Consider the following 26,877-nt stretch of genomic DNA (forward strand, 5'->3'; position numbering starts at 1 on the left):
AAAAATATACAATAACCTACTAAAGTGGGAGAAATTAGAGGCGGTAAAATGATGTTTGAATTTGTTGGGAGTGTTATAGCATTAATTTTATTTGTATTTTCTTATATACATTTAAAAAAGATTCGTCATCATGAAACGACTACATATTTTGATGGGATGGATGGTATACATGCTGGGGTCACACATGAGAGTGGCGGGGATATGTAAAGGTGTATAACTTTCTTTTTTTGCGTGGTATGATATGTAAAAATAGTACATAATAGAGTTCGTAAGTGATGAATGGAGAGTGGAAAGAATGAAGATTTCTTTTATTCGTCATGGTCGCTTAGATCGTACTATAGAACCAATGACGGTTACATCCTTTCATGAATGGATGAAAGGATATGACTTACATACTATAACAAAAAAAGCACCTATACCAACGGAAACAAGGGAAGCGGTTGAAGCGGCAAAATTGATTGTAACGAGTGATCAAAAGTGTGCTGTACAGTCAGCAGCTGAATTAATGGATTCTTTATCGTTTATACAAAATCCTCTCTTTAGAGAAGCTACAGTTCCGACGAGCTTTTATGCTCCAAAATGGTTGAAGTGTAAACCTAACGTATGGATGTTTATCGGACGAACATTATGGATACTTGGTTACCATAAAGATGTTGAGTCTTATAAGGAAGTAAGAGAGAGGGCGAGACAAGCGGCTTACTTATTACATCGTTACGCTCTCGTACATGGAAGTATTGCTCTTGTAGGTCATAATTATGTGAATGTAATGATTGGTGCCGAACTGAGAGCGAAGGGATGGTCTGGTTCTCCTATTTTGCACAGAGAGCCATGGGGATGTACAACATATACGTTTCATGAGGCGATGAATGGAACTGTATTAAATACGAATTTAACATAAAAGCACACGATTTATATAAATCGTGTGCTTTCTTTTTAAGATATAGAAATTTTGATGTTCAATGGTTTTACGAGATGCGCATAAGGTTCGCCTACAAGCATAACGATTTGATCTTTTTTGTAACCTAGTTTTTCGTATAATGAATAGGCACGTTTGTTTTCTAAATTAACAAGTAATGCGATTTTTTCATGCTTCTTTTCAGTTGCATAAATTTCAGCAGCTTCAATTAATTTAGAACCAATTCCTTTTCCGCCATATGTACTTGAAACGGATAATGTATCAATGTAATATTCATCAAGTTCAGCTTCTTTTTCTAACGTAATTGATTCATCTTTATGTAATTCTCTTAAGTGATGTACAATTGGTGCATCAAGCATTGTTGCTTCACTACCGTGATAAGCGACAATAACTCCAACTGCATCCCCGTCTTGCTCATATACAAAACAGTTTTCATAGCTCAGTCGATTTCTCTCGTTTGAGAACCATGTTTCAAGTCCTAGTAATACTTCTGTCTCAACTGTGCTACCCGTGATTTTTTCAGCAATTTCGTGCAGAGCGTTATACAATAAAGGTGCTACCAGTTTCGCATCTGTCTTTTTTGCTTTCCGAATCATAGTATCCCTCCTAGTTCTATTTATATATTGTAGCATAGTGGTATGGAACTTTGCATAATTGAATGTCGAAATGTTTGATATAGAGAAGTAGCTATGTTAGTATATGATATTTAGTGGACATATAATTAAGAGATATCTTTTGAAAAATAATGAAAATGAAATGAAGGTATAGCATCTGGATAATTTTACAGTTGTTGACCTATAGAATATAAGTTAAAATAAAATATTGCATAGAGGTGAAATACATGGATAAAGAATTAGCAAATACAATTTTGGATCAGCTGAAAAATGGTGAAATAAAGGAGTATGTTGTTACGAAAGATGTATTTTATACGTTCAGAGAAGTTTTAGTAAATCGAGAAGACTTTAAACATTTCATTGGTAACGCACAGCGCGGCGGACAGGTCATTTATACATACTCAGAAATGCCACGTTCGTAACTAGAAGAATATAGGGGAGGAGACTTATGGGCGATTTTAAACAAGGCATATTACCGCATTGGGATTATATGTGGAAAGATAGAGCCGGCAACCGATTTATGGGAATGGTCATGTATCCAGAGAAAAGAAAGTGTTCAATAAAAATGCTTCAGAAAATAAAAAGAGCATATGAAGAGGCTGTAGAAATTAAAATAACTGTACAAGTTCAACGTACGTATCAGTACATAGAAGGAATGATTGTATACTTTGATGAAGAAGCTCCTGTATGTACAATGATTGATAAAGATGAAAATCCACATCATATATTTGTAAAAGATATTTTGCGTATTGAGCACTCTGAATAATCTTTTCATAAATAAGCTGAATTTCCATAATAATAATCTTTTTCTATAATAGTTATCTTTTAGTATGTAACGCGAACCGAAAGTATATGTATAATATTTAATAAAGTAAAATTGATAAATGTAATCGTTTTTTAGAACAGATTATCGTTTCATGTCTGTTCTTTTTTGCGTGATGCTGGAGAAATATATTCCTCCAGCATTTGCCGTTTTATGACAAAATATATTGGTAACTTTTTTTAAAATAAGGTTAAATTCGTTGACAACTTTTTTGAAAAGCACTTTATTGACATGAGTTTTAGAATGTTGTTTCATAGTCATTGTATTGAAAAAAATCGACGGTCTTGTCGAAAAGTAAAAGTTAAAAAAAGAAAGAATTTATACATATATCTTGTGTCTTATTTTGAAACGTAATACAATATATAGAGAAATCAAGAAACAACATACAGAGAGTATAGATTGAAAAGGGAGGGTCGGAAATGTTAGTTGCATATGATTCTATGACAGGAAACGTGAAGCGTTTCATCCACAAATTAAATATGCCGGCCGTTCAAATTGGTGAAGATCTAGTAATAGATGAAGACTTTATTTTAATTACGTATACAACAGGTTTTGGCAATGTACCAGAACGTGTTTTAGAATTTTTAGAGCGCAATAATGAAAAATTAAAAGGCGTATCTGCAAGCGGCAATCGTAACTGGGGAGACATGTTCGGTGCAAGTGCTGACAAAATTTCTGCTAAATATGAAGTGCCTATTGTATCAAAATTTGAGTTATCAGGAACAAATAACGATGTAGAATATTTTAAGGAAAGGGTGCGGGAGATTGCGACACATTGAACTGAATAATGAAATCACGCAAATGCAGGACGGTTTTTATCAGCTTCATAAAGATAAAGAGGCATTAGAAGTCTTTATGGAAGAAGCTAGAGAGAATACCGTTCATTTTAATAGCGTGGCAGAGCGAATGGAGTATATGAAAGAACATGATTACTATTACAACGTTCTGGACGAGTATAACTTGGAGGAAGTAGAAGAGGTATATAACATCGCTTATGGTGAAAACTTCGAGTTCCAATCTTATATGGCAGCATCTAAGTTCTACAAAGATTATGCGTTAAAAACAAATGATCAAAAACAATACTTAGAAAGCTATGAAGATCGTGTAGCAATTGTGTCATTATACTTAGGGCGCGGTGATGTTGCGAAGGCAAAACAATTCGCAAGCATGATTGTCAAACAAAACTACCAACCGGCGACACCAACCTTTTTAAATGCGGGAAGAAGCAGAAGAGGAGAAATGGTGTCTTGTTTCTTGTTAGAGATGGATGATAGCTTAAATTCAATCGGCTTTAACATTAATACTGCAATGCAATTATCAAAAATCGGCGGGGGAGTAGCTTTAAACTTATCTAAGCTACGTGCACGTGGTGAGCAAATTAAAGGTATCGACAACGCTGCAAGTGGTGTAGTACCTGTTATGAAATTACTTGAAGATTCGTTTTCATATGCGAATCAACTTGGCCAACGAAAAGGTGCTGGCGCAGTATACTTAAACATTTTCCATTGGGATATTATTGAATTCCTTGATACAAAAAAAATAAATGCCGATGAGAAGAGCCGTATTCAGTCTCTATCAATCGGAATTATCGTTCCAAGTAAGTTCTTTGAGCTTGCTGAGAAAAACGAACCTTTCCATGTTTTCGCGCCTTATACGGTGTATAAAGAATACGGAAAGCATTTAGATGACATTGATATCGATGAAATGTACGATGAATTAATGAGCAATCCGAAAGTGAAGAAGAAGCCGCTAGATATTAGTGCACGTGATATGCTTATTAAAATTGCTATGATTCAGCTTGAGTCGGGTTATCCGTACTTAATGTTTAAATCAAATGCAAATAATCAACATCCACTGAAGGATATTGGAACTGTGAAGATGTCGAACTTGTGTTAAATATGTAGCACCTTCTAGTAGAAATGCTAGTCGAAAACTCCGTTAAACGGGGAAAGCCTCAAATTTGAGGTAACCTACCGTGCTAAATCTTATCTTAGAATGAAAATATAAAAGTTCAGAATGTATCTTATTATTTTGTATAGCAGAGTTATGGGACAACATAAAGTAATAAGAGACTTTCTGAAAGATTAAGATAAGTAAAAGCCTAACGACTATCCCTTATGGGAGTAGAGCGCAAGCGATTGGCGTTCGAAAAGCGGAGCACCTAATCAGGTAATGCTGTAGGTGATGATATAGTCTGTCCTGTATGGTGACATACAGCAGTTGCATGAGCAACGGACTGAGGAATAGCGAACTCGGTTGAACATTCGAGACAGAAATCTTCCAGCTTCAAGAAACTTCTGAAATTAACGATTACGGTACAGATGACATTATCCGTCGTGATATTAACTGTAACTTAGGATCGTTAAATATCGTAAATGTAATGGAAAATAAAGAAATTCGTGAAGCAGTTCATGCGGGAATGGAAGCTTTAACAGCTGTTTCTGATATGACGATTATTCCGAATGCACCAACTGTGAAAAAAGCAAATGATGAGCTTCATTCAGTAGGGCTTGGCGCAATGAACTTACACGGATATTTAGCAAAAAATAAAATCGCTTATGAAAGTGCAGAAGCGAAAGAGTTCGCTCGTACATTCTTTATGATGTTAAATTACTACTCTATTGAGAAAAGTATGGAAATCGCTAAGGAAAAAGGCGAAACATTTAAAGACTTCGATAAATCTGATTATGCGAATGGCACATACTTTGAAAAGTATGAAACGACAGATTACAGCCCAGTAACTGAAAAAGTTCAGCAATTATTTGAAGGAATTCATATTCCAACAAAAGAAGATTGGACAAGTTTAAAAGAGCAAGTGCAGAAGAATGGTTTATATAACTCATATCGTCTTGCTATCGCTCCGACACAATCAATCAGTTACGTTCAAAATGCAACTTCAAGCGTAATGCCAATTGTAAGTCAAATCGAATCAAGAACGTATGCGAATGCGACAACATATTATCCAATGCCGTATTTATCAAAAGATACGTTCTGGTACTATAAATCTTCTTACGATATGAATCAGTTTAAATTAATTGATTTAATCGCAGAAATTCAAGAACATATTGACCAAGGAATTAGTACAATTCTTTACGTTAATAGTGATATTTCAACACGTGAATTAGCACGTTACTACATCTATGCACATAAAAAAGGCTTAAAGAGTCTGTATTATACGAGAACACGTAAATTAAGCGTGGAAGAGTGTGTGGCTTGTACTGTTTAATATAAAAAGCGAGACATGATGAGCAGGGTTTTCTGAACCCTGCTCATGCTCAGTTATGAATTTTTCATGTTTATTTAGAGAAGGGGCGATTGAATGCGTGCGGTAAACTGGAACAAAAAAGAAGATGATTTTAGTTTAATGTTTTGGAAGCAAAACATCGCTCAGTTTTGGACAGAAGAAGAAATCGCGGTGTCTTCTGACAAAAATACTTGGGTGCAATTATCAAAAGAAGAGCAAATTGCTTATAAGCGTGTATTAGGTGGTTTAACACTTTTAGATACGAAACAAGGCGGCGAAGGGATGCCACTTGTACTTGTTCATCTTGAAAATTTACAAGCGAAAAGTGTATTAGCTTTCATGGGTGCAATGGAAGAAGTACATGCGAAGAGTTACAGTCATATCTTTACAACATTAGCTACTGAAGAAGAAATCGATGAGATTTTTGACTGGGTAGATACTCATCCGTTACTTGAGAAAAAGGCTGGTATTATTACGAGTTACTATCGTCGTTTATTAAAACCTGAAGTGACGAAAAAAGAGTTATACATGGCAATGGTAGCAAGTGTGTTCTTAGAGAGTTACCTATTCTATAGTGGATTCTTCTACCCACTTTACTTAGCTGGTCAAGGAAAACTAACGGCAAGTGGTGAGATTATTAACTTAATAATTCGTGATGAGTCCATTCACGGCGTATTCGTCGGTATTTTAGCACAACAAATCTTCGCGGAACTTTCTGCAGAAGATCAACAAGAAGTGCAAAAAGAAACGCAAGAGTTATTAATGGAACTATATGAAATTGAAATGGCATACACAGAAGAAATTTACACTTCTATCGGTCTTGTAGAAGATGTAAATCGTTTCGTTCGTTACAATGCGAATAAAGGACTTATGAACTTAGGACTTGAACCGAAGTTTGAAGAAGAAGAAATTAACCCAATCGTTTTAAATGGTTTACGTACAGATACGAAAAACCATGATTTCTTCTCTGTAAAAGGAAATGGTTACGTAAAAGCAACGAACGTTGAAAAGTTATCTGATGATGACTTCGTGTTTAATTTTTAATATATGATCATAAAGAAAAGCTGTCTTATTCATTGATAAGACAGCTTTTCTTTATGGTTTTGTTTACATAACACTATTATTTTTGTATAACGATTTCTGTTTGAAAAATTCTATCCAGCTAACGGATAGAATTTTTTTGTAAGTAAATGGGTATTTACAATCCTTTTGTATCGGTGTATTATTTAACTAGTACACTGATACAAAAGGAGGGAAGAAATGAAAATAGAGTTTTCTCCAAATACACCAATTTACATTCAGGTAATGGAATACATAAAAAAAGAAATCGTAACAGGACATTTATTGCCTGGTGATAAAATTCCTTCTGTACGTGAATTAGCGAGTGAATTACAAGTAAATCCAAATACGATTCAGCGTACATTTCAAGAGCTAGAACGAGATGGAGTTGTCGTAACGCGTAGAGGAATGGGACGATATGTAACGAATGAAGGGGAGAAAATTATGGAGCTGCGAAAAGAGATGGCGAAAGAATTACTTCACTCTTTTATAGATGGAATGGACAATTTAGGTTTTTCAGAAGAAGAAATTCTTACAATTCTTCGTTCTTCATTACATGAGAAAAGGGAGGAGAGCGAATGACAGAGCTATTAAAAATAGAGAATTTATGGAAGAGATACGGGTTAAAAGCAGTGATCCGTGAATTGAACATAGAGATTACCGAAGGGAAAATTATTGGGCTTGTTGGAGATAACGGGAGCGGGAAAACGACGTTATTGAAAATGATTGCTGGTCTGCAGCACCCTTCTGAAGGTAGCATTACAATCGCTGGTCAAAAGGTAGGATTAGAAACGAAAGAAATTGTTTCTTTTATGTCGGATAAACCAGTATTTGATGATTGGATGACGGTAAAAGATTTTTTATTTTTCTACCGAGATTTTTATAAAGACTTCGATATTCAAAAAGCGGTAGATACGGTTGCGGAATTTAAAATACCGTTAGAAGAAAAAATTACAGCTTTATCAAAAGGGATGGTTGAAAAGCTACAAATTATTTTAACGTTTTCTCGGAAAGCGAAGTTATATGTACTAGATGAACCACTAGGCGGAATTGATCTCATTTCTAGGGAACACGTACTGAAACTTATTTTACAGTTTTATCGCGAAGATTGTACGATACTAATTTCGACGCACTTAATAAATGAAGTTGAAAATATTTTTGATGAAGTGATCTTTTTAAAAGATGGAGAAATTGTATTGTATGAAAATGTAGAAGAGTTGCGTTTTCAGAGAGGGAAAGCTGTTACAGAGGTGTTTAAGGAGGTGTTTAGTAGATGAAGCCGAGCTTAATATATATGTACAATATAAATAAAAAGCAAATAATTATTTCTTTGTTATCATTTATATTCGTTGTCGCTGTAGCTTTCGTAAGTTTGGGAAATTATATTAAGCAAGAATCAGGAGAAGTAAGACAAACAATTATAGTTAGTTTCGTTATTCTAGTATATATAACTTTTTTAGCAATGATAGTTATTCAGGCGGTGTCTGCATTTGGAAAAATGACTGAAAGCACATTATTTCGGTTAACATCGATATCCGGTAAAAAGATTGTTTTAGCAATATTGTTATACGCTGTAATTTATTTACTTATTTTTGAATTAATAGGCTCTATTTTTTTATATGGTATTTCTATGAAAATAATAAAAGGTACAGAGCTCTATGAAGTATTATTTACACAAAGTGTATTCAATCCACTAAAGCACCTCTTTAGTACTATGTTATATGTATTTAATTTATCTAGTATATTGCTAGTATTACTTTTTTCAGTAGCAAGCGTTAAAGTGTTTTCTTTGAAAAAGAAGAAGTTAAAATATCCAATTATATTTTTCTTATTTTTACTAGTAACAAAATTATTAGGTACTATATATGGAATGTTGGGCGGTCTTGCACCTACTGCACCTTTAATAAAAAAATTAGTATATATAGATGAATCATCAGGGGCGGATGTGTTGCTCTATCCGGAAAAACTTATGAATTTATATAGCCTTAGTTTTTCTATAGGAATATTTATTCTACTTGTTTATATAACAGGTCGCATAATCGATAAAAAACTAGAAGTCTAAAGGAGGAATCGGCATTGGGAAACGTAGTAGTAAAGTTAGAGAATGTTCGAAAAAGGATTGGTGGAACGGAAATTATTCGCGGTTTATCATTTGAAGTTCGCGAAGGGGAAGTGTACGGGTTCCTTGGACCGAATGGTAGTGGTAAAACGACGACAATTCGTATGATGACAGGTCTTATTTCAATGACAGAGGGCGATATTACAATTTGTGGTCATAGTATTCGCACGGAGCGTGAAAAGGCACTAGAGCAAATTGGAGCAATTGTAGAAAATCCTGAACTATATGATTATATGACAGGAATGCAAAACTTAAAGCATTTTGCGAACATGGCCATTACACCAATTAGTAAAGAGCGCATTGCTGAGATTGTAAAGCTTGTTGAATTAGAGCATGCGATTCATAAAAAGGTGAAAACATATTCACTTGGTATGAAACAACGTTTAGGAATTGCACAGGCATTACTTCATCAGCCGAAAATCTTAATTTTAGATGAGCCGACAAATGGATTAGATCCAGCTGGTATTCGCCAAATTCGTGATTATTTACAACGTTTAGCGAAAGAAGAGAATTTTGCTGTAATCGTATCAAGTCACTTATTGAGTGAAATTGAATTAATGTGTGATCGCGTCGTTATTATTAAACAAGGTGAGTTTGTACAAGAGTACAACTTGCATGAAAAAGTGAAACATGATGAGGCAGTCGTTGTAGCGTTTGAAGTAGATGAAGTTCAGAAAGCAAATGAAATCATTAAAGGTAAAGCAAAAGGGAATGTAATTGTAGCATCTGTAACAAAAGACAACATTCCGCAACTTGTAAAAAAACTTGTTCATGCTGATGTACTTGTATACGGAGTTACTGTTCAAAATAAAACGTTAGAGGATGAGTTCTTAGCGATTACTGGGGGAGTGAAAGCGTAATGTTTAAATTAATTCAAAATGAATTTTTAAAGTTGCATGCGAAAAAAGGTATGTATATTTTAATTGGTGTCATTGCTTTATTGGAGATTTTAGGAGCAGTAGTACTGGCAAAATGGGGGGAAGCTGGTAGTTTAAGTGGATCTTACTTAGATTTTGTAAGTTCAGATATCGGCTTAATTATGATATTCGCAACGATTTTTGGAATTACAACAGCTTCTCGTACAATTACAGATGAATTCCAAAAAGGAACGATTAAACAATTATTAATTCGTCCAAGAAAAAGAATGACAGTTTTATTTTCTAAATATATTACAGTGTTATTAACGATGTTATTTATCGTATTTGCTAGTACGTTAATTGCTATGATTATTGGATTAATTGTAATGGACGGTAGTAAAACTGAATTAACGTTAGGAATTGTTTTAAAAACAATATTATATCAGCTGCTATCACCATTTTTCTTTGCAACACTTGCATTTTTCCTAGCAAACGTATTTAGAAAGTCTGTATTACCATTAATTATTACGATGTTCCTATTATTCTTACAAGGAGCAATTAATATGGCACTAATGATGTTTGCAAAAGGTGTAGCGAAGTTTGTAGTATTCTTCCATTTGGATTTAAGAGCTTACGACAGTAATAAATTAATTAGTGGTGGAGCAGAACCTACATTTACAGAATTTACGTTTACAACTTCATTATTACTTGTAGCTGCATACTTTGTTGTATTACTTGTAGCATCAAGTGCATTATTCCAAAAACGTGACGTATTATAATAAAAGAAATCCCCGCTTGTAAAAACGGGGATTTTTATTACATAACTTGCTCAGGTAGTGCAACTTGAAGAGCAGTAATATAGTATTTTAAGAGATATGTTGTTTGAAAGTAATTGAGAAAAATAGGAAGAGTTTCAACTATATTCATATTATAATGTAGTTATCCGACCATTTACTTTTACTATCTTTGGAGGTGTTCTATATGCATTATGCATTTTCACGTATAAGGCTACGTAGCTTTTTTGGATGGATGATCATAGGGTTGTTCCTTACGATGATCCCATTAGGTCTATCAAATGTTTCTGAGAATACGATGGAGGTTATTTCACAAATAACTGTGTTTTTTGTATTTCCATTATTTTGGTTATACGTAAAAACCAATAAAAATAATGTTGTATTTAATAGTTTTTTTGATAAGCCAGGACGTTTACCGTGGGGGTTAATTGTATTAGCAACGATAATGGGAATGATTTTCTCAGTCGGTATATCTCATATTCAATTTTACATATTAGCACATACGTTACCGAATTTCTTAGTTACTATGTTAGAAGACGGAACTGTTATTAATACGAGTAACATATATATGACGATATTTACTTTCGTTTCAGCATGTGTATTAGCACCAATTATGGAAGAGGTTATTTTTAGAGGCTTCTTCTTACAGCGAATGGCTTATAAATGGGGGATTAAAAAAGCTGTCATTATATCTTCCATTATTTTTGGCTTAGGACATTTTGATGTTATTGGTGCGTTCATGTTTGGTGTTGTTATGTGTCTTTTATACATAAAGACACAAAATATATGGACGAATATCGCTGTACACGCTCTAAATAATTTAATTGCAACAAGTATGCAATTTGTTGGCGGAGAAGAGAGTAGCGCAATTTCAATTCCTGAATTACAAGCGCAAAGTAATTTATGGATCGGTATCGGTCTTACAGTTGTTGGATTACTTTGGTTAATTCCTTACGTTTGGAAACAATGGCGTACGGTAAAAGAAGTGGGTGTGCCACCAGTGCGTTTCATAAATGAGGAAAAAGTAGTGAGTGCATCACAAGAAAATGAAGTGTATAGTCAAGTGATTGTAACAGATAGATTGATGGCTGTAGAGCTACCAGATGAGGCTGTAAATAAGCTCCGATTAGAAGAAAATGATTATGTAACAGTATCTGTAGAAGACGATAAAATCGTTATAAAGAAAGTGCATGATAGATAAGTAAAAAGTAGCTCCTTAAGAGCTACTTTTTACTTTGTGATAATTTCTACACGAAAATTATTACCGTTCTTTACATATTTAATATCTGTAACAGTGCGCACTGTTTTTAAAATCTCCACTTTTTCACCAATTCGAGGGATAGTGGGAACATTATCCCAAATGCCAAGCAAATCATCTAATTGTGCTGTTTTTTCATAAAACCAGATTTTCAATGTAAAGCCCCTTTCTCGAACTTTATGTATTTTAATACATAATATATTATTTTTATTCTCATTGTAAGGGGTTTTTATATATTTTATGAATAAAAATGAATTAATCTTCTGGGAAGATATGTTCAATATCAGGAGTAAGAGACACTTCTGATAATACGATATGAGAAACTGTCGTTGCATATGAAGAAACATCATTGATAAAATCTTCAAGTTCAACGAGTGAAGGAACAGAAATTTTTACAATGTAGCATAAGCTTCCTGTTACGCGGTAACAAAAACTTGCAGATGGATAGGACTGAATAAACTGTTGCATACGTGTTGTATCACCGTTTTTTAAAGTGATTTCTAAAATGCAGTCTAAAACAAGTCCTGCTTTTTTATAATCGATATCGATTGTGTATTTTTGGATAACGCCTTCACTTTCGAGTTTACGAACACGTTCTGCAGTAGACGGAGCAGATAAGTTTACTCGTTTCGCCAATTCACGCATGGAAAGGCGACTATCATTATATAATTCATTTAAAATTTTTCGATCAACACGGTCTAGTTGCATTTGTAAATATACCTCCAGTAAAATGATAATTTTTGTAAAGGAAAAATATAAATTAAGATTCATATGAAATGTAAAGAGAACTTTATTTATTTTACAATAAAACTGAAGGGAATAGGAGGGAAAATAATGGAGAGAATTTCATTATCAAATGTAGGAGATACAAAGTTTCAAAAGTTATTAGGTCATAATCCGGAAATATTACATTCTTGGAGTACATTAGAAAATACACTGTACAATAAAGGAACTCTTTCAGCAGAGTTAAAGGAGCAAGTGAGAAGAACATTAGCGTACGGGAATGAATGCCCGTACTGTATGGCAAAGGGAAGGCCTGATGATATGCAAAAGGTAGAAGAAATTGGTGTAGCAGTTACTTTTGCGCATACATTTATTCATGACAAAAAGGCAATAGATGATACTATGTTTCATGTATTGAAACAATATTGGACGGAAAAAGAAATTGTAGAGCTTTGCGCTTATATTTGTTTTATTACTGCGTCACAACAACTTGGTTTTCTGTTTCAATTACAGCCGAAAGAAGGAGAAAATGATGATGAATCAAATAGCACTTATCATAATTGATATAAAATTATTTTAAGAAAATAATTGCGAATTATGTAGAAAAAAATAAGAATATTTCGTATAATCTAAGTACAATCATTTTGAAAATAGGGGTGGCATCATATGGAGCAAATTCCGGTAAAGAGAATAGAAAAAGTACTTGTTGTAGCAGGGGATGATAAACAAAAGCAAAAGGAATTTTATGAATTGCTCTTATCTACTGAGTTTTATGTTGCTGGCTCACTAGAAGCAGAGGAAGGGGCAACAGAAGGAATTCTTCGCTTGCGTCATTTCCAAGGAGAGGGTAGATGGATCGTTCCGTTCTTTACACAAATGGAATTTGTAAAAGACGTGTTGCCAGAAGGAACACCCCTTATTACGATACGTGGGAAAGAATTATTTAGTAGCATTGAGAAAGATGCTACAGCAGTATTAAATGTCGGTACTGATATAAGTAAAACATTTATTCCAGAGGAAATTGCAGATATCGCATCTGGACGAATTTTTAACTATTATAAATAAAAGGAAAAGCGTAATCGCTTTTCCTTTTTAATTTGAACACGGGGTGGCTACGCCGGAAGAAATAGAGAGTGTTTTATTATGTGTACTTATTGTAGCTGTAGCTCCAAGAGGAATCCCAATGTTTGGGCTTATATGTCCAATTGGTAAACCGAATAGGACAGGTATAGCATATGAAGTGAAATATTCATATAGTATTGTTTGCAATGATTGAGATGGTTTAGAAGGAGTGCAGTCATGACAACTTGTAAAAATAACACCACTACATTCATTAAACTTTCCAGATAAAAGTAGCTGATTTAACATACGGTCAATGCGATATGGTTCTTCCCCAATGTCTTCAAGCAATAAAAGTTTATTGGCTGTATTTATCTCGTAGGAGGAGCCAATGATACTCGTTAACACCGCTAAATTGCCGCCAACTAACTGACCTGTAACTGTACGGGAAGAGCTAGGTACGATACATTCTGAAGCAGATAAGATGGTTGAATATGGGTGAAATAGTTGGTTGAAAGAAGATAAAGAAAGAGAATCTACACCTTTACCTAATTCTTCTACCATTGGGCCATGAAAAGTAACAAGCTTTGCATAACGTGAAAAGGCAGTGTGTAAAGCTGTAATATCGCTATATCCCCAAAAGATTTTAGGGTTTTGCTGAATGATTTCATATTGAATGTGAGGGAGGAGACGAGCACTTCCATAACCACCTCGTGCACAGAAAACGGCTTTTACTTCATGGTTTAAAAATGCTTCATGTATATCATCGAGCCGAACTTGATCGCTTCCTGCTAAATATCCATATTTCTCATAAACACTTTTCCCGATTACTACAGACAACCCCATTTCTTGTAGTACAGTTACACCTTTTAATACATTTTCAATTGTTGGTGGGCCGGACGGTGCAATAATCATTACTGTATCACCTTGTTGTAATGCATTTGGATATATCATTTTTTTCAGCCTCCTTCCCTTTCAATATATTCGCTTCATAGGAAGTTCAACCCTTGTAAAAGAAGGGGAAAGTTTGTCAAATAAAGAAGATATAAAGGGAATTGGAGGAGAAATGATGTTTACAAGTCGAGTCATAGATTTATTACAAATTAAGTATCCCATCATTCAAGCCGGAATGGCCGGTGCGATTACGACGCCAGAACTTGTTGCTGCTGTAAGTAATAGCGGAGGATTAGGAACGCTTGGAGCAGGCTATATGAGCCCAGAACAAATTCGTGAAGCAATTTATAAAATAAGGGAACGAACAGATAAGCCTTTCGGTGTTAATTTACTTTTAACGAAAGAGATAAAGATAGAAGAAGAGAAAGTAAATTGGGCAAAGGCATTACTAAGCGAAGTGAATAGAGAATTCGGTATAGAGGGAGAAGAGATAGTAAAGCTACCAAAAGGCTATAAAGAACAATTACAAGTATTATTAGAAGAAAACGTACCAGTCGTTAGCTTTGCATTTCAAACGTTAGAAAAAGAAGAAATAAATGACTTAAAAAAAAGAGGAATAAAAGTCATCGGAACAGCTACTCATGTGACAGAGGCGAAAGTACTTGCTGAATTAGGAGTAGACATGATTGTCGGTCAAGGTAGTGAAGCAGGGGGACATAGAGGAACGTTTATCGGGAAAGAACAGAACGCTATGATTGGGACGTTCGCATTAATTCCGCAGTTAGTAGCAGCAGTCCCGCATATCCCGATTGTTGCAGCTGGTGGTGTAATGAACGGACAGGGGCTTGTTGCGGCATTTACACTGGGGGCAGAAGCTGTTCAAATGGGATCAGCCTTTTTAACGAGTGAAGAAAGCTTTACGCATGACGTGTATAAAAAAGCGGTTTTACGTAGTACAGATACGAGTACAACTGTGACGCGTGCGTTTTCTGGGAAATATGCACGCGGTATTCGTAATGAATTTATAGAGAAGCATGAAGGGAAAGAAGAAGACCTTCCGATGTATCCAGTGCAAAATGTATTAACCTCTAAAATACGCCAAGAAGCAGCAAAGCAAAATAATGGAGAATATATGTCACTTTGGGCAGGACAAGCGTCATCATTAGCACGAATAGAATCAGCTCAGCATGTAGTGGAGAGAGTGATGAAAGAAGCAGATAACGTAATTGAACAATTGCAAAATGTATATAGAAAAAGACCACTTGAATAATTCAAGCGGTCTTTTCTTTAGTTTGCTTTATAAAATTGTTGGATGGCTTCATCAATATAAACCCAGCCTTTCCAACCTAAGTGCATGTGATCTTTTAAGAAGTATTTATCATACTCATGATTTGAGAAGTCGGCAATTGGATAGCCAGCTTTCTCAATTTGCTCATGAACTTTCTTGTAGTACAATTCGCGGCGTTCTTTCGGGAAGCCAGCGTAATCGTACCAAGGACCTTTTACAGGAACAGAAATGAAGAGTGGTTTTGCACCAGATTGTTTTAATAAATCAAGTACAATTTGTAAATCTTCATATTCTGGCGATTGATCATAAGCATCATTTTTTAAGTAGCCTTCACGTTGCTTTAATTTCTTCTTGATTTTACTGTTGAAGTAGCCGTCTTCGATACCGTATTTGTTAGATTTAGATTCTACTGCACCAGTTTGATCTGCATGTTTACGAGCCTCTTCCCAATTCATTTGTTTTAATGAAGGATCAAGTTTTTCTTTATGCGGTTTAATATCAAACATAGCTGTAAATAAATCTTTACGATCTAAAATGTTACGATAAATATAAGCGAAAGGTTTAGCAGCAAGTGCTTTTACTTTATGCTTTGTATCATCATAAACGATACCTTCAAGAGAAATTTTAAGCAAAGTTTCTTTTTTAACGATCTCAAAGTTTAATAAACGCTTTGCAATTTGCTTTTTCATTTCAGGTTTTACATCATCGTTGAAAATGAAGTGGTAACCTTGTTGTTTGGAAAAGTTAGGTGCAAAGTGTGTTTCATCAATACCTTGTGGTACAAACCATTGCGGAGAAAGAACGAATACCATCTTCTTATCTTTTAATTGATCCATTGTAGATGCGAAGTTTAATACATGCACAAGGTCTTGTGTTCCGCCGCGTCCAAGTAGGAATGGTGTGAACCCTTCAGGCTTTACTTTGAAATAATTTGATGGATGAAAAGCATCCATACGTGCGAATTCCGATGATCCATACATCGGAAGGTATTTCGGGTCTGCTAACATCTTTTGCTGTAAAATCATACTTTGAATCTTTTCTTCTTTTAAAGAAGTGGCAGCTTGTTCTACTTTTTCATCACTTAAAAGTGGAAGTAGAAAGCGCGTTGGGATAAGTAAGAATACAGCAAAAAGGGCCAATGCTAAAAGCATCGGACCAAATTTTGCTTTGTTCATCGGATTTCTTCCAACTTCTTAATAACCATGTTTGGTGTAGCCCACTCGTCACGATCAAAATCAGAAATAGAAACTTCAATATCTAAACGCTCTTGGAATTCAACTAATAAAGATACTACAGCGAAAGAATCAAGAATACCTTCTTCAAATAATTGAACATCTAAGTTTTCTTTTACAATATCGTTTTCACATACTTCTTCTAAAATATCTAATACTTGCTCTTTGAATTCTGCCATTTTTAAAATCTCCTTTATATCCGAAATATATTATATGTGCAACTTCTTAATGGTATAAGAAGGGTGCATTAAAAGTATCTGTTAAGGTGTCCAGAGAAAATTAGGAAACCGAAACATACAACATGGAACGTAATTACAATCGCAAGGACGTGTGTAAATTTATTGTTTGGCCAAAACTTATGCTTCTTGTTTTTTCGTTCGAAAATATCGAATAAAATAAACAGTGCGGCATGATATAGACCATAAATAACATACTGCGCAACAGCGCTTCCTTGGATGTGCCAAATTCCCATAATGAAGAAGTTTAAAAATGCCCCGATATACGAAATAGTGTAACGGTTCTTAATTAACTTTTTCTTCGTTGCAAAAAAGACGAAACGCATGTAAATAAAATCACGGAACCAGAATGATAAACTCATGTGCCAACGGTTCCAGAAGTCTTTAATATTACGACTAAGGAATGGCTTATTAAAGTTTTCTGGAGTTTTAATTCCCATCATATAACTGATACCAATTACGAACGCACTATAACCTGCAAAGTCAAAGAATAACTGCATGCTAGTAGCGTACATAAAAATCGCATTAGATAAAAGTGTATCTTGATTGGCGAATACTGCCTTTACAAGGTATGTTGTTATCAAGTGAGCGATTATAAACTTATACAGAAAACCTTGGAAAATACGGTTAAGTCCTGTATATAGTAAATTTTGATATTCCTCAGCACTAGGTGGCTTTTGGATATCTTTTTGGAATCTACGATAACGATCGATAGGTCCACTTGAAATCGCAGGGAAGAATAAAACGAATTCCCAGAAATTAAAGAAGGAAAGTTCTTTAATTAAATTATCACGAACTTCAAAGACCATTTGTACAGCTCTAAATGTTACATAAGACATACCTGCGAAAACAATAAAATGTAATTCAGGTACAAATGGTGCGATTTTTGCCAAAATAAGTGGCAAAATCGATAAAATAACAGCTATACAAAACATGAATGTACTATTGTTTTGTTTTCTTAAAAGTAAATAGCCTTTAATCAGGGCATATTGCCAAATAATAAATGCGGCTAACATAATCGCTTGCTTCGGTTTATCCGAGAAGATAATAGCAATCATGACTAATGTTAAAACGGCATTATATTTACGCAACATTTTACCTTTTAATCCAGCTATGATAGTAGGTATTAATAAAATGCCCACTATAGCGAAAAAATAAAATGATCCATATGCGGTCATGCTGTAACCTCACTCAATAATTTTTTGCGATCTACCTTTCCATTTGGTGTCATTGGAATAGAAGATTGATACATGAATTTACGTGGAATCATGTAGTTTGGTAATCGCTCATTGAGTTCTTTTTTGATTGCAGATGTTAATTTGAATTCTTTTTCAAATGAATGTTCTCCAGGAACAACAACCGCTAATAAATAATCGTATTTCTCACCTTTTTTAATTGGAACGATAACTGCTCCTTCTACGTAAGAACACGCACGAAGATGATGCTCAATTTCTTCTAATTCCATTCGATAACCATGCAGCTTAATTTGGAAATCAAGACGACCATTATAGAATAGAAGACCATTTTCAACATAGCCAGCATCGCCTGTTTTATAGGCGCGCTCACCGTCAATCATAGTAAATGCTTTTTCTGTTAATTCAGGGCTTCCTAAATATCCAACGCTGACGCTAGGACCAACAATTACGATTTCACCTTTTTCACCATCAGGTGCAATCGTACCATCTTCTTTCATAATAAGAAGGCGGCAATCTGATTTACAGTAGCCAACTGGAAGTGATTTGTATTGATTAAGTACTTCTTCTGTAACGTGAATACCTGTTACAGCGACAGTAGCTTCAGTTGGACCGTACGTATTCATAATTGTTGCTTTTGGGAAACGCTCAATTAATTTTCTAGCTACTTCATTTGGTAACACTTCACCGCAGAATAAGAATGTTTTCATGTTTGGTAGCATACTCTCAGAGAAAGATGCTTCCATTAAACACATCTCTGCGAAAGAGGGTGTTGAAGTCCATACTTGTATATCCGATTGCTCTAAAGAAGCAAACAAGTCTTTTGGACGTGCAATCATATCTTTATCGATTGCCCAAAGTGTACCACCTGTTACTAATGATGGGTAAATATCCATGACAGATAAATCAAATGAGAAAGGTGCTTGGTTTAAGAATACTTGCCCTGTTTGTAAGTTGAAATCTTCTACAGCCCATTTTGTAAAGCTTACAAGGCAGTTATAAGTAATCTGAACCCCTTTCGGATTACCTGTGCTTCCTGATGTGTAAATAATGTAGAAGTTCTCATCACCTTTTACCGCATGTTCAGGATTTGGAGTGTTCCCTTTATGAGTAAAGAAAATATCTTTTAAGTTGTCTTCACTTACAATGCGAACTGGTAAATCAGTTACAGCTACTTCTGCTACTGATAAAAGTAATTTCGCACCAGAATTTTCAGCGATACGTTGTACACGATCAGCTGGGATAGATAAATCTACAGGAATATAAGCATGTCCAGCTTTTACACAACCTAAAAAGTTAATAATCATTTCAGGTTGCATATGGCCATACACCATAATTGGTGAACGATCATCTGGATACTCAGAAGAAATCCAATGTGCTAACGCATCAGAATCTTCCTTTAATTGTTTGTACGTAATTTTCGCATCTCGCCAAACAAAAGCAGTTTGATCAGGCGTTTCAATAGCCCACTTTTCAATTTGTTCTAATAACTTCATAACGTTCCCACCCTAAAATTCGTTGTAAATAAATGTACTTGTGTTTGTATCATGGAATCCATACAACCAAAGTAATGCAAATAAAATTGCAAGGTAATAAACCGTCTTTGCAACCCATTGTGTGAGTGGTCGAGACCATATCTCTTTTAATCTTTCCATGTCTTTCCCTCTCTTAATGAAATAATAGCTCTTTGTAGGTATCATGTCCTACATTATTGTGAAAAAAACAAACTTCCACATTTTAGGTAAAAATAAGTCAAAAGGCTCTTTTCTGATATTAGCACTAAATACTAAAAAAGAAAATCCCTAACTTAGCAATTATATTACATTCAGCATGAATTTGTAATGGGTTTGACATGTAAATAGAATGTAGATTGTGTGAATAAATAAAAGTGGACGATAAGAATGTGTAAAATATAGTATTTGTTTTTATGAATCATTTGAAACGGAGTAAACTTTTTCATTTCTATCTCTTTTGAAAAGGAGGAAATTATCATGAATAGAGTGTGGAAGAATCTAATTTCGGAAGAAAATATCTTGAAATGGAGAAGACATTTCCATAAGTATCCGGAATTATCATTTTATGAAAAAGAAACTTCGCAATTTATATATGATACAGTATGCTCATTTTCTTCTTTAGAAGTAACGAGGCCTACAAAGTATAGTGTACTAGCAATAAAAAGAGGAACAGAACAAGGGAAAGTGATTGCGATTCGAGCTGATATAGATGCTTTGCCAATTCAAGAGGAGACAAGTAAATCTTATATGTCTGTGAATAAAGGAATGATGCATGCATGTGGGCATGATGCTCACGCAGCTATTTTGTTAGGTACAGCAGAAGTGCTATCAAATATAAAGGAAGATTTTGCAGGTGAAATCCGTCTATTCTTTCAGCATGCCGAAGAGGTGTATCCCGGCGGGGGACAAGAAATGGTTGAAGCAGGCGTGATGGATGGTGTTGATTATGTAATAGGTTTACACGTTATGTCAGGACTTGAGAGCGGAAAGATAGGCATTGCGTACGGGCCGATGATGGCGGCACCAGACGTATTTACAGTTGAAATTCAAGGGAAAGGAGGGCATGCAGCGAGGCCAGAAGAAACAATAGATCCTATTGCTATCGGAGCACAGATTATTACAAATTTACAACATATCGTATCAAGAAATACAAGTGCTTTTATGCAAAGGGTAGTTTCGGTTACACAGTTTCATGGGGGAATGGCTGATAATATTATTCCTAGTGTAGTAACTTTAATGGGAACTGTTCGTTCATTTAATCAAGCATTAAGGATAGAAGCCGAAGAGAAAATCGAGAAAATTGTGAAAGGAATTACAGAAGCACATGGAGGGGCGTATACATATACGTATCGATATGGATATGATCCAGTTATTAATGATGAATATATTACGAAAGTAGTAGAAGAAAGTGCACTACATTTGTTTGGGAATGAGCGTGTTGTGAAGCTTGAACCTTCTATGGGAGGAGAAGATTTTTCAGCATATTTAAGAAAAGCACCGGGTTGCTTCATTAAATTGGGGACGGGGAATGAAAAGATAGATACTTGCTATCCTCATCATCATCCAAAATTTGATGTAGATGAATCAGCTCTCATTTATGGAGTGGAATTATTTTTAGAAACAACGATGAGGTTACTGAAATCATAGAAAAGTATAAAAAAAGGCAACTGCGCTCTATCGCAGTTGCTTTTATTTCTTTCCGTCAGAGAGGGCTGAGAAAGAACTATGCTCATTTATAGTATATGAATAGCTAACGGACAAGCTTGTACATTTTAATCATTTTTTTAAAAATAGTTATTGACATTGATTATCAATGTCAATTAATCTAAATATAGTTGAAATTGATAATTATTATCAATGGGATGGATGCGACATGTTAATGAGAAAAAAATTTCACCTTCTACGGAGGGGATTAAAAGATAAAAATAAAGAAGTTAATCAGCATATGGAATGGCAACGAAATGTAATTCGTTCTGAATATGTAGATGAGAAGAAGAGCATTCAAACAGAAAAAGAGATACAAAGTAAAGGGAGAGGTTCAGTTGAGTAAGTTAGTAATGATTTTTGCAAGTATGAGTGGAAATACAGAGGAAATGGCTGACCATATTGCCGGTGCAATTCGTGAAACAGAAAATGAAATTGAAGTTATTGATATTATGGATTCACCGGAAGCTTCTATATTAGAACAGTATGATGGAATTATTTTAGGGGCATACACTTGGGGAGATGGTGATCTTCCTGATGATTTCTTAGATTTTTATGACGCAATGGATTCTATTGATTTAAATGGGAAAAAAGCGGCAGTATTCGGATCATGTGATTCGGCTTATCCAAAATATGGCGTGGCAGTTGACATTTTAATAGAAAAGCTACAAGAACGCGGGGCAGCAGTTGTGTTAGAAGGATTAAAAGTAGAATTAACGCCAGAAGATGAAGATGTAGAAAAATGTTTACAGTTTGGAGCTGAATTTGTAAAACACCTTTCTTAATGGCAGAAGGGAGATGAAGAGCAAGTGCATGAGAAAATCGCAATCAAAACGATGACAGATTATCATTTGTATGATTTTATGCGTTGTCCGCATAAATTTTATTTTCGTCATATAAAAAGGAGAGAACCTTCTTCGTTTGAATGGCAACAAATCGCACAAATGATTGTGAATCGAATTATTAACGAATATTACACGCTACCTGCAGGCCAACAAACGAAAATTGTACTTTTAATATTAATAGAAAAGTATTGGAAAAAAGTAAGGGTTAATATGTTTGCTTCGAAGACGGAGTATTATATTGTGTTAGCGAAGCTAACGGATCACTTATTACAGTTTGTTGAAAGAGATGATAGCCAGACACCGCCGTTATTTTTATATGAAAAATTTCAAACATATATGGAAGAGTTAGGTGTTCACATGTCATTGACATTAGAAGTTGGTGAGTGGAGTACTGAGTCGTTTGTAATTAAAAAGTATGTTGTCGATGCGGATGAGGAAATGCTTGCTCTTTGTCAAAAGTTAATGACAGTATTCAGTTATAAAGCTTTCGGCATTCTTCCAGGAAAAATTGAAGTTATTAATTTAATAGAAGGAACTAAGTATGACTACATTCCGAAACAGGAAGATATTATAACTGGAATGGCTGATTTATCTAGAATGAAAGAGATGTTACAGCAACCTGAGCATTATACAGAGCGTCATTTTCGTTCTGAGTGTATAAGTTGTGCATTTCGTAGTGAATGCCAAGGGGAAGAAGTAAAGAAAGAAGCGAAACAGAAGAAAAATATCGTACATTAAAGGATGCAATTTTGCATTCTTTTTTGTTATTGACATGAAAAGCTTTTCATCATTTACCGTATATTTGTAGCAGATTTTAATAAAGGGAGGAATAATCAATGAAAGATGAAACGAAAGTATTTCAATGGTTAAAAGAACAGAATGCTCCTTTTGGAATTCAACTGCAAATTTTACAAGCATTTCAACTGTATAAAGTCATTGTTGAAATGGATAAAAAGTTAATGATGTATGAGGAGAGGGAATATAGGGAGAGAATGTAATCTCATCCCTGCAGTATTACTTTCAGTTGTTTTATACCTACTAGAAATTTAAGTTCATTCTTTGTTTCAAAGTTATAAATCATATTATGTAGTAAAGGACTGTATTGATAAAAACTTGTGATGCGGTGAATGAGTAATGGATCATGATGTGAAGTAAGTGTACTGTATTGTTCATATACTGATGTAGTAAATTCATGTCCGAAATCATCATATAGCCCAGCGAAATCAAAGGCAGGATCTCCAATTTGAGCATCACCAAAATCGATAATTCCTGAAATGGTTTTATTTTGTTTATCAAATAAAATGTGATGATGTGTAAAGTCGGCGTGAATGATTGTATTTTGAAATTTGGATGTAGCTAGACAGGCAAAGAAACTCTCGAATAAACGATTTAAGGCTGATTTTTGGAACAAAGTAAGATTGTTAGTAACATACTGATTTAATTTAGTTTGTAGCTCTTTCCAGTAGGTAAGTGTTTTTTCAATAGGGAATCCTAACGCTGTAACACTTTTTAGAGGAATACTATGTAGAGCAGCAAGGAAAGTTGCTAATTGTGTAATAAGTGCTTTTCGTTCTTGTTTTTCTAGTGTAGTAACTATTTCTGTTTTTAAAGGTTCACCATGAATGAGAGTATAGTAGCTACAAAGCGGAATAGCATCAGTATTCTTTTCATAGAATAGGTGATACTTTGGAACTTCAATTTCATGTAGTGAACAAGAGAGAAGTGTGCATAGTTCTTTTTCTAATGGAATTCGCATTGCATATTCCTGTTTTCGCGGGAAACGAAACAGTAGTTCATCATTTACTATAATTGCTACATTATCCCATCCTTCCTCATTTTGTTTATAGGAATGTATAGAAAGATTAGGTAGAGCTTTTTTAATATATTGTTTGTAAGAGTCCATAATTGTTCCTCGTTTCTAAGTTAAGTTATTCTACTTCATGATATCAGAATTTTCTTTCTATATGTTAAAATACAATTATCATTATGAAGAGGGGCGGGAGTGTTATGAAGAAAAGACTATTAATCACTTCTCTATGTATCGCTTTTGGATTGTTTTGGTCATATAAAGAAGAGGTTTTTGCTAGCTATAAACCGATTGATCAGTACGGATTAAATAAGGGATTAAAGAACAAAAGTATAGAAATTTTAACTCATAATGAAATGAAAAAGGTAGGAGAACATTTTGTGACCGAGCAACTATCAGTGTTTGGGTTTCATAATAAAGAAGATGTAAAACGAAAAAGTGAAGAAATATTTGTAAATAGTGGGTATGAACAATTAATGAAAAACTATTATCCAAATCGTTTTCGGGACTTAGAGTATAAATTTATAAACGGGGAAATACGTGAAGTGACGGATGAAAGTTTTCTCTATAAAACTGTAGCGTACGTGGTGGGTACTGAAAATGGTAAGAGAAGCGAAATGAAATTGAATTATGAAATGAAAATTGTAAAGGTTAATCATACATTTAAGGTGTTAGAACAAAAACAGTACGTACAATAAAGTGAAACATGAATCAGTGCCATAAATAGCGGAATAAAAAATCCCCCAGTTCTTTGAGGGATTCTAAAGATTTTCATTTTGTTGACCAATTTCTTTTTGAGCAATATATAAATTTCCTTGCTCGACTTGTTTTTGAGTAAGAACCGAATCACCTACATACCCTTTTTCTGTTTTTACAGTTCTTTTTGAACGATTGGAATTTTGTTTCTTCATATAATAAATCACCTTCCATCAAAAATAAACGAAAATGATAAGCACAAGCAATACAGCAGCAAAAATGGTAATCCCCATTAAAAACGAAGTGTTTTTATATTTAGGTGGCTTATGTACATCTTGCCGATATCCAGGTGAAATTTCAGGGGCGAATTCTTCGTCGAATGATTGCTTTTTTTCTTTTTCGTCCATATGTATCCACCTTTCTTTTTCATTATGTTATACGTTTAAAGAAAAAATATGCATAAAGAAAACCGCCCTCTATCGTGAGCGGCGGTCTTCTGTTGTGTATTTTCTTTGAACTTGAAAGAGACGGACAAGCAGGAAGGTTGCTCCAAATGCTAGACCGATAATAAGACCAATCCAATATCCTTTTGCTGCCCAATCAGTATAGGTTGCTAATATGTAACCGAGAGGGAGACCAATTACCCAATAGGCGATCAATGTCATAATTAAGGCGACATTTACATCTTTATAACCCCGTAGTGCCCCTTGTACAGGAGTTGCAATTGCATCTGAAATTTGAAATAAAATCGCAAATATAAGGAATTCTTTTGCTAAATGATGAACTTGTATATCTGTCGTATAAATCGAAGCAATTTCATCATCAAAGAAGTAAAGAAGAATGGAATATAATAGGGCGAATGCAAGTGCTAAGCCAATCCCGATAAATCCATATTGTTTTGCGTTATTATATCGTTTCGCTCCAACTTCAAATCCAACAGAGATGGTCATGGCCATTGCTAAACTTAAAGGAGTCATATATAGCAAGGAAGCGAAGTTCATAGCTGCTTGATGAGCTGCGATTGTTGTCGTACTAAAATTACTCATCATAAGTGTTACCGCAGCGAAAATACTCGTTTCAAAAAAGATAGCAAATCCGATAGGGACGCCAAGTTGTAAGAACTCTTTCCAACTCGAAAGAGAAGGGCGATATAATTGTTTAAAGATATGGAAAGATGCAAAAGGCTCTTTCGTACGAATAATAATAACGGTAATAATTAAAATGCACCAATAGGTTGCTGCAGAAGCAATTGCTGCTCCGACACCACCGAGTTTTGGAAAACCGAAGTTACCGAAAATTAATACATAATTTAATACTACATTAATTGGTAATGATAGTAATGTAATGATCATCGTTGTACGAGTTTTTCCTAATGCATCAATAAATCCGCGTAAAACTGTGTAAGTAAATAAAGGGATAATTCCAATTGCGATAATACTTAAAAATTGTGCTGCAATACGTTCTACAGGTTCTTCCAATCGCATGCCATTTAAAATAGGTGTAACAGTAAAGAAACCGATAAGGATAACAACGAGGCTAGCGAAAATGGCTAAATATACTGCCTGTATGACAACGTGAGGAACATCCTCTTTTTTCTTAGATCCGACGAGTTGTGCAACAATTGGAGTCGTAGCCATCAAAATTCCTGTTAATCCCGTACTAACTGGAATCCATATACTTGTTCCGATAGCAACACCTGCTAAATCAATAGGGCTTGCATGTCCTGACATTGTCGTATCGAAAAAACTCATTGCAAATAATGACATTTGCGTAACGAAAATCGGGAAAAATAGTAATACAAATTGCTTTAATTTTTGTGATAATGAATTAGTTTCTTTCATAAAATCCCCTTTCCGTATAAAAAAAACAAACTCTAACTATCATACAATTTAATCAAAAAATAGAAAAGAAATACGCGCATACAATATGTACAATCAATAAAAAAAGGATGCACTTTAAAAGGGGATAAGGTATTATGATAAGGTGTGAAAAATTACATATT

35 protein-coding genes and 1 pseudogene are annotated in these 26,877 nt (G+C 34.6%); 23 read left to right on the plus strand and 13 right to left on the minus strand.

Annotation, left to right across the window (positions count from 1 at the left end):
• Positions 1-24: 24 nt before the first annotated feature.
• On the plus strand, positions 25-207 hold the full coding sequence (locus tag AC2CGR_RS02100) for a hypothetical protein (RefSeq protein WP_001997014.1): 183 nt from the start codon (positions 25-27) through the stop codon (positions 205-207).
• Between the two features lie 88 nt (positions 208-295).
• Entirely contained in the window at positions 296-898 is a 603-nt protein-coding gene (locus AC2CGR_RS02105) for a histidine phosphatase family protein (protein ID WP_484480472.1), read from the plus strand.
• A 35-nt stretch (positions 899-933) separates the two neighbouring features.
• On the opposite strand, the gene AC2CGR_RS02110 is transcribed toward AC2CGR_RS02105, so the two are convergent.
• On the minus strand, positions 934-1,512 hold the full coding sequence (locus tag AC2CGR_RS02110; protein WP_131101711.1) for a GNAT family N-acetyltransferase: 579 nt from the start codon (positions 1,510-1,512) through the stop codon (positions 934-936).
• Between the two features lie 245 nt (positions 1,513-1,757).
• On the opposite strand from AC2CGR_RS02110, the gene AC2CGR_RS02115 reads away from it, so the two are divergent.
• From AC2CGR_RS02115 to AC2CGR_RS02170, 12 genes and pseudogenes are all read left to right on the plus strand, one after another.
• Positions 1,758-1,952, plus strand: a complete 195-nt coding sequence (locus tag AC2CGR_RS02115) for an abortive phage infection protein (protein ID WP_484480473.1) — start codon at positions 1,758-1,760, stop codon at positions 1,950-1,952.
• A gap of 26 nt (positions 1,953-1,978) precedes the next feature.
• Positions 1,979-2,296: a hypothetical protein gene (locus AC2CGR_RS02120; protein ID WP_270185367.1), complete on the plus strand. Its 318-nt coding sequence runs from the start codon at positions 1,979-1,981 to the stop codon at positions 2,294-2,296.
• 476 nt (positions 2,297-2,772) lie between these two features.
• Positions 2,773-3,132, plus strand: coding sequence for a class Ib ribonucleoside-diphosphate reductase assembly flavoprotein NrdI (nrdI, locus tag AC2CGR_RS02125; RefSeq protein WP_000959450.1), 360 nt, complete (start codon positions 2,773-2,775; stop codon positions 3,130-3,132).
• Positions 3,119-4,246 (plus strand): annotated as a pseudogene (locus AC2CGR_RS02130) (ribonucleotide reductase N-terminal alpha domain-containing protein); the annotation flags it as partial. The gene nrdI and the pseudogene AC2CGR_RS02130, both read left to right, overlap by 14 nt.
• A gap of 382 nt (positions 4,247-4,628) precedes the next feature.
• On the plus strand, positions 4,629-5,579 hold the full coding sequence (locus AC2CGR_RS02135; protein WP_074543497.1) for a ribonucleotide reductase large subunit: 951 nt from the start codon (positions 4,629-4,631) through the stop codon (positions 5,577-5,579).
• A gap of 93 nt (positions 5,580-5,672) precedes the next feature.
• On the plus strand, positions 5,673-6,641 hold the full coding sequence (nrdF, locus tag AC2CGR_RS02140) for a class 1b ribonucleoside-diphosphate reductase subunit beta (protein ID WP_001203038.1): 969 nt from the start codon (positions 5,673-5,675) through the stop codon (positions 6,639-6,641).
• 216 nt (positions 6,642-6,857) lie between these two features.
• Entirely contained in the window at positions 6,858-7,238 is a 381-nt protein-coding gene (locus AC2CGR_RS02145) for a GntR family transcriptional regulator (protein ID WP_000687513.1), read from the plus strand.
• A complete protein-coding gene (locus AC2CGR_RS02150) occupies positions 7,235-7,933 on the plus strand; it encodes an ABC transporter ATP-binding protein (protein ID WP_484480474.1) in 699 nt (232 codons plus the stop codon). Before AC2CGR_RS02145 ends, AC2CGR_RS02150 begins: the two co-directional genes overlap by 4 nt.
• Complete coding sequence (locus tag AC2CGR_RS02155; protein WP_000804803.1) at positions 7,930-8,718, plus strand: hypothetical protein; 789 nt, start codon at positions 7,930-7,932, stop codon at positions 8,716-8,718. The genes AC2CGR_RS02150 and AC2CGR_RS02155 overlap by 4 nt, the downstream gene beginning before the upstream one ends.
• 14 nt (positions 8,719-8,732) lie before the next feature.
• Positions 8,733-9,635 carry an ABC transporter ATP-binding protein gene (locus AC2CGR_RS02160; RefSeq protein ID WP_484480475.1) on the plus strand — a complete coding sequence of 301 codons (903 nt, stop codon included), beginning with the start codon at positions 8,733-8,735 and terminating at the stop codon, positions 9,633-9,635.
• On the plus strand, positions 9,635-10,411 hold the full coding sequence (locus AC2CGR_RS02165; protein WP_087965283.1) for an ABC transporter permease: 777 nt from the start codon (positions 9,635-9,637) through the stop codon (positions 10,409-10,411). Before AC2CGR_RS02160 ends, AC2CGR_RS02165 begins: the two co-directional genes overlap by 1 nt.
• 202 nt (positions 10,412-10,613) lie before the next feature.
• Positions 10,614-11,627 carry a CPBP family intramembrane glutamic endopeptidase gene (locus AC2CGR_RS02170; protein ID WP_087965281.1) on the plus strand — a complete coding sequence of 338 codons (1,014 nt, stop codon included), beginning with the start codon at positions 10,614-10,616 and terminating at the stop codon, positions 11,625-11,627.
• Between the two features lie 29 nt (positions 11,628-11,656).
• On the opposite strand, the gene AC2CGR_RS02175 is transcribed toward AC2CGR_RS02170, so the two are convergent.
• Positions 11,657-11,839, minus strand: a complete 183-nt coding sequence (locus tag AC2CGR_RS02175) for a DUF3913 family protein (RefSeq protein ID WP_087965279.1) — start codon at positions 11,837-11,839, stop codon at positions 11,657-11,659.
• A 100-nt stretch (positions 11,840-11,939) separates the two neighbouring features.
• Entirely contained in the window at positions 11,940-12,392 is a 453-nt protein-coding gene (locus AC2CGR_RS02180; RefSeq protein WP_001175492.1) for an Lrp/AsnC family transcriptional regulator, read from the minus strand.
• Between the two features lie 63 nt (positions 12,393-12,455).
• Here AC2CGR_RS02180 and AC2CGR_RS02185 point away from each other — a divergent pair, with 63 nt between their 5' ends.
• Both AC2CGR_RS02185 and AC2CGR_RS02190 read left to right on the plus strand, forming a co-directional pair.
• Positions 12,456-12,971, plus strand: a complete 516-nt coding sequence (locus tag AC2CGR_RS02185; protein WP_270185362.1) for a carboxymuconolactone decarboxylase family protein — start codon at positions 12,456-12,458, stop codon at positions 12,969-12,971.
• A gap of 102 nt (positions 12,972-13,073) precedes the next feature.
• Entirely contained in the window at positions 13,074-13,472 is a 399-nt protein-coding gene (locus tag AC2CGR_RS02190) for an SseB family protein (RefSeq protein WP_016716961.1), read from the plus strand.
• A gap of 27 nt (positions 13,473-13,499) precedes the next feature.
• On the opposite strand, the gene AC2CGR_RS02195 is transcribed toward AC2CGR_RS02190, so the two are convergent.
• Positions 13,500-14,420: a S66 peptidase family protein gene (locus AC2CGR_RS02195; protein WP_131101720.1), complete on the minus strand. Its 921-nt coding sequence runs from the start codon at positions 14,418-14,420 to the stop codon at positions 13,500-13,502.
• Between the two features lie 115 nt (positions 14,421-14,535).
• Between AC2CGR_RS02195 and AC2CGR_RS02200 the strand changes: the two genes are divergently transcribed.
• The gene (locus AC2CGR_RS02200; protein WP_484480906.1) at positions 14,536-15,630 is read left to right on the plus strand and encodes an NAD(P)H-dependent flavin oxidoreductase; all 1,095 of its coding nucleotides are present in this window, start codon (positions 14,536-14,538) and stop codon (positions 15,628-15,630) included.
• Between the two features lie 17 nt (positions 15,631-15,647).
• Here the strand turns inward: AC2CGR_RS02200 and dltD are convergent, their stop codons facing one another.
• From dltD to AC2CGR_RS02225, 5 genes are all read right to left on the minus strand, one after another.
• Positions 15,648-16,823, minus strand: a complete 1,176-nt coding sequence (gene dltD, locus AC2CGR_RS02205; RefSeq protein ID WP_001030263.1) for a D-alanyl-lipoteichoic acid biosynthesis protein DltD — start codon at positions 16,821-16,823, stop codon at positions 15,648-15,650.
• Positions 16,820-17,059 carry a D-alanine--poly(phosphoribitol) ligase subunit DltC gene (gene dltC, locus AC2CGR_RS02210; protein ID WP_000807310.1) on the minus strand — a complete coding sequence of 80 codons (240 nt, stop codon included), beginning with the start codon at positions 17,057-17,059 and terminating at the stop codon, positions 16,820-16,822. The genes dltD and dltC overlap by 4 nt, the downstream gene beginning before the upstream one ends.
• A gap of 68 nt (positions 17,060-17,127) precedes the next feature.
• Positions 17,128-18,294 (minus strand): D-alanyl-lipoteichoic acid biosynthesis protein DltB, encoded by a 1,167-nt coding sequence (gene dltB, locus AC2CGR_RS02215; RefSeq protein WP_071724114.1) that lies wholly within the window; start codon positions 18,292-18,294, stop codon positions 17,128-17,130.
• Positions 18,291-19,805: a D-alanine--poly(phosphoribitol) ligase subunit DltA gene (gene dltA, locus AC2CGR_RS02220; RefSeq protein ID WP_087965269.1), complete on the minus strand. Its 1,515-nt coding sequence runs from the start codon at positions 19,803-19,805 to the stop codon at positions 18,291-18,293. Before dltA ends, dltB begins: the two co-directional genes overlap by 4 nt.
• Positions 19,806-19,817: 12 nt before the next feature.
• Entirely contained in the window at positions 19,818-19,964 is a 147-nt protein-coding gene (locus AC2CGR_RS02225) for a teichoic acid D-Ala incorporation-associated protein DltX (RefSeq protein WP_000440293.1), read from the minus strand.
• Between the two features lie 336 nt (positions 19,965-20,300).
• Between AC2CGR_RS02225 and amaA the strand changes: the two genes are divergently transcribed.
• From amaA to AC2CGR_RS02250, 5 genes are all read left to right on the plus strand, one after another.
• Positions 20,301-21,470, plus strand: coding sequence for an N-acyl-aliphatic-L-amino acid amidohydrolase (gene amaA / locus AC2CGR_RS02230; RefSeq protein ID WP_484480476.1), 1,170 nt, complete (start codon positions 20,301-20,303; stop codon positions 21,468-21,470).
• A 226-nt stretch (positions 21,471-21,696) separates the two neighbouring features.
• Positions 21,697-21,873, plus strand: coding sequence for a hypothetical protein (locus AC2CGR_RS02235; RefSeq protein WP_071724117.1), 177 nt, complete (start codon positions 21,697-21,699; stop codon positions 21,871-21,873).
• Positions 21,866-22,312 carry a flavodoxin gene (locus tag AC2CGR_RS02240; RefSeq protein ID WP_000041145.1) on the plus strand — a complete coding sequence of 149 codons (447 nt, stop codon included), beginning with the start codon at positions 21,866-21,868 and terminating at the stop codon, positions 22,310-22,312. Before AC2CGR_RS02235 ends, AC2CGR_RS02240 begins: the two co-directional genes overlap by 8 nt.
• Before the next feature lie 24 nt (positions 22,313-22,336).
• Positions 22,337-23,110: a hypothetical protein gene (locus AC2CGR_RS02245; RefSeq protein ID WP_000544557.1), complete on the plus strand. Its 774-nt coding sequence runs from the start codon at positions 22,337-22,339 to the stop codon at positions 23,108-23,110.
• 98 nt (positions 23,111-23,208) lie between these two features.
• The gene (locus tag AC2CGR_RS02250; RefSeq protein WP_000651093.1) at positions 23,209-23,370 is read left to right on the plus strand and encodes a hypothetical protein; all 162 of its coding nucleotides are present in this window, start codon (positions 23,209-23,211) and stop codon (positions 23,368-23,370) included.
• Positions 23,371-23,372: 2 nt separating this feature from the next.
• On the opposite strand, the gene AC2CGR_RS02255 is transcribed toward AC2CGR_RS02250, so the two are convergent.
• On the minus strand, positions 23,373-24,275 hold the full coding sequence (locus tag AC2CGR_RS02255) for an aminoglycoside phosphotransferase family protein (protein ID WP_270185361.1): 903 nt from the start codon (positions 24,273-24,275) through the stop codon (positions 23,373-23,375).
• Between the two features lie 83 nt (positions 24,276-24,358).
• Between AC2CGR_RS02255 and AC2CGR_RS02260 the strand changes: the two genes are divergently transcribed.
• Entirely contained in the window at positions 24,359-24,877 is a 519-nt protein-coding gene (locus AC2CGR_RS02260) for a biotin transporter BioY (protein WP_270185360.1), read from the plus strand.
• Between the two features lie 63 nt (positions 24,878-24,940).
• On the opposite strand, the gene AC2CGR_RS02265 is transcribed toward AC2CGR_RS02260, so the two are convergent.
• The 3 genes from AC2CGR_RS02265 to AC2CGR_RS02275 form a co-directional block, all read right to left on the minus strand.
• Positions 24,941-25,090 carry a hypothetical protein gene (locus tag AC2CGR_RS02265; RefSeq protein WP_165507125.1) on the minus strand — a complete coding sequence of 50 codons (150 nt, stop codon included), beginning with the start codon at positions 25,088-25,090 and terminating at the stop codon, positions 24,941-24,943.
• Positions 25,091-25,108: 18 nt separating this feature from the next.
• The gene (locus AC2CGR_RS02270; RefSeq protein ID WP_000343559.1) at positions 25,109-25,282 is read right to left on the minus strand and encodes a hypothetical protein; all 174 of its coding nucleotides are present in this window, start codon (positions 25,280-25,282) and stop codon (positions 25,109-25,111) included.
• A 69-nt stretch (positions 25,283-25,351) separates the two neighbouring features.
• A complete protein-coding gene (locus AC2CGR_RS02275; protein WP_131101728.1) occupies positions 25,352-26,716 on the minus strand; it encodes an MATE family efflux transporter in 1,365 nt (454 codons plus the stop codon).
• Positions 26,717-26,877 lie beyond the last annotated feature (161 nt).

The organism is Bacillus sp. LSHTCR4 (genome assembly GCF_057197025.1).

Coding starts and splice junctions, on each gene's coding strand:
- AC2CGR_RS02105 (WP_484480472.1), top strand. CDS start 296: ATGAAGATTTCTTTTATTCGTCATGGTCGCTTAGATCGTACTATAGAA.
- AC2CGR_RS02110 (WP_131101711.1), bottom strand. CDS start 1,512: ATGATTCGGAAAGCAAAAAAGACAGATGCGAAACTGGTAGCACCTTTA.
- AC2CGR_RS02115 (WP_484480473.1), top strand. CDS start 1,758: ATGGATAAAGAATTAGCAAATACAATTTTGGATCAGCTGAAAAATGGT.
- AC2CGR_RS02120 (WP_270185367.1), top strand. CDS start 1,979: ATGGGCGATTTTAAACAAGGCATATTACCGCATTGGGATTATATGTGG.
- nrdI (WP_000959450.1), top strand. CDS start 2,773: ATGTTAGTTGCATATGATTCTATGACAGGAAACGTGAAGCGTTTCATC.
- nrdF (WP_001203038.1), top strand. CDS start 5,673: ATGCGTGCGGTAAACTGGAACAAAAAAGAAGATGATTTTAGTTTAATG.
- AC2CGR_RS02145 (WP_000687513.1), top strand. CDS start 6,858: ATGAAAATAGAGTTTTCTCCAAATACACCAATTTACATTCAGGTAATG.
- AC2CGR_RS02150 (WP_484480474.1), top strand. CDS start 7,235: ATGACAGAGCTATTAAAAATAGAGAATTTATGGAAGAGATACGGGTTA.
- AC2CGR_RS02155 (WP_000804803.1), top strand. CDS start 7,930: ATGAAGCCGAGCTTAATATATATGTACAATATAAATAAAAAGCAAATA.
- AC2CGR_RS02165 (WP_087965283.1), top strand. CDS start 9,635: ATGTTTAAATTAATTCAAAATGAATTTTTAAAGTTGCATGCGAAAAAA.
- AC2CGR_RS02170 (WP_087965281.1), top strand. CDS start 10,614: ATGCATTATGCATTTTCACGTATAAGGCTACGTAGCTTTTTTGGATGG.
- AC2CGR_RS02180 (WP_001175492.1), bottom strand. CDS start 12,392: ATGCAACTAGACCGTGTTGATCGAAAAATTTTAAATGAATTATATAAT.
- AC2CGR_RS02185 (WP_270185362.1), top strand. CDS start 12,456: ATGAAATGTAAAGAGAACTTTATTTATTTTACAATAAAACTGAAGGGA.
- AC2CGR_RS02190 (WP_016716961.1), top strand. CDS start 13,074: ATGGAGCAAATTCCGGTAAAGAGAATAGAAAAAGTACTTGTTGTAGCA.
- AC2CGR_RS02195 (WP_131101720.1), bottom strand. CDS start 14,420: ATGATATATCCAAATGCATTACAACAAGGTGATACAGTAATGATTATT.
- AC2CGR_RS02200 (WP_484480906.1), top strand. CDS start 14,536: ATGTTTACAAGTCGAGTCATAGATTTATTACAAATTAAGTATCCCATC.
- dltD (WP_001030263.1), bottom strand. CDS start 16,823: ATGAACAAAGCAAAATTTGGTCCGATGCTTTTAGCATTGGCCCTTTTT.
- dltC (WP_000807310.1), bottom strand. CDS start 17,059: ATGGCAGAATTCAAAGAGCAAGTATTAGATATTTTAGAAGAAGTATGT.
- dltB (WP_071724114.1), bottom strand. CDS start 18,294: ATGACCGCATATGGATCATTTTATTTTTTCGCTATAGTGGGCATTTTA.
- dltA (WP_087965269.1), bottom strand. CDS start 19,805: ATGAAGTTATTAGAACAAATTGAAAAGTGGGCTATTGAAACGCCTGAT.
- AC2CGR_RS02225 (WP_000440293.1), bottom strand. CDS start 19,964: ATGGAAAGATTAAAAGAGATATGGTCTCGACCACTCACACAATGGGTT.
- amaA (WP_484480476.1), top strand. CDS start 20,301: ATGAATAGAGTGTGGAAGAATCTAATTTCGGAAGAAAATATCTTGAAA.
- AC2CGR_RS02235 (WP_071724117.1), top strand. CDS start 21,697: ATGTTAATGAGAAAAAAATTTCACCTTCTACGGAGGGGATTAAAAGAT.
- AC2CGR_RS02250 (WP_000651093.1), top strand. CDS start 23,209: ATGAAAGATGAAACGAAAGTATTTCAATGGTTAAAAGAACAGAATGCT.
- AC2CGR_RS02255 (WP_270185361.1), bottom strand. CDS start 24,275: ATGGACTCTTACAAACAATATATTAAAAAAGCTCTACCTAATCTTTCT.
- AC2CGR_RS02260 (WP_270185360.1), top strand. CDS start 24,359: ATGAAGAGGGGCGGGAGTGTTATGAAGAAAAGACTATTAATCACTTCT.
- AC2CGR_RS02265 (WP_165507125.1), bottom strand. CDS start 25,090: ATGAAGAAACAAAATTCCAATCGTTCAAAAAGAACTGTAAAAACAGAA.
- AC2CGR_RS02270 (WP_000343559.1), bottom strand. CDS start 25,282: ATGGACGAAAAAGAAAAAAAGCAATCATTCGACGAAGAATTCGCCCCT.
- AC2CGR_RS02275 (WP_131101728.1), bottom strand. CDS start 26,716: ATGAAAGAAACTAATTCATTATCACAAAAATTAAAGCAATTTGTATTA.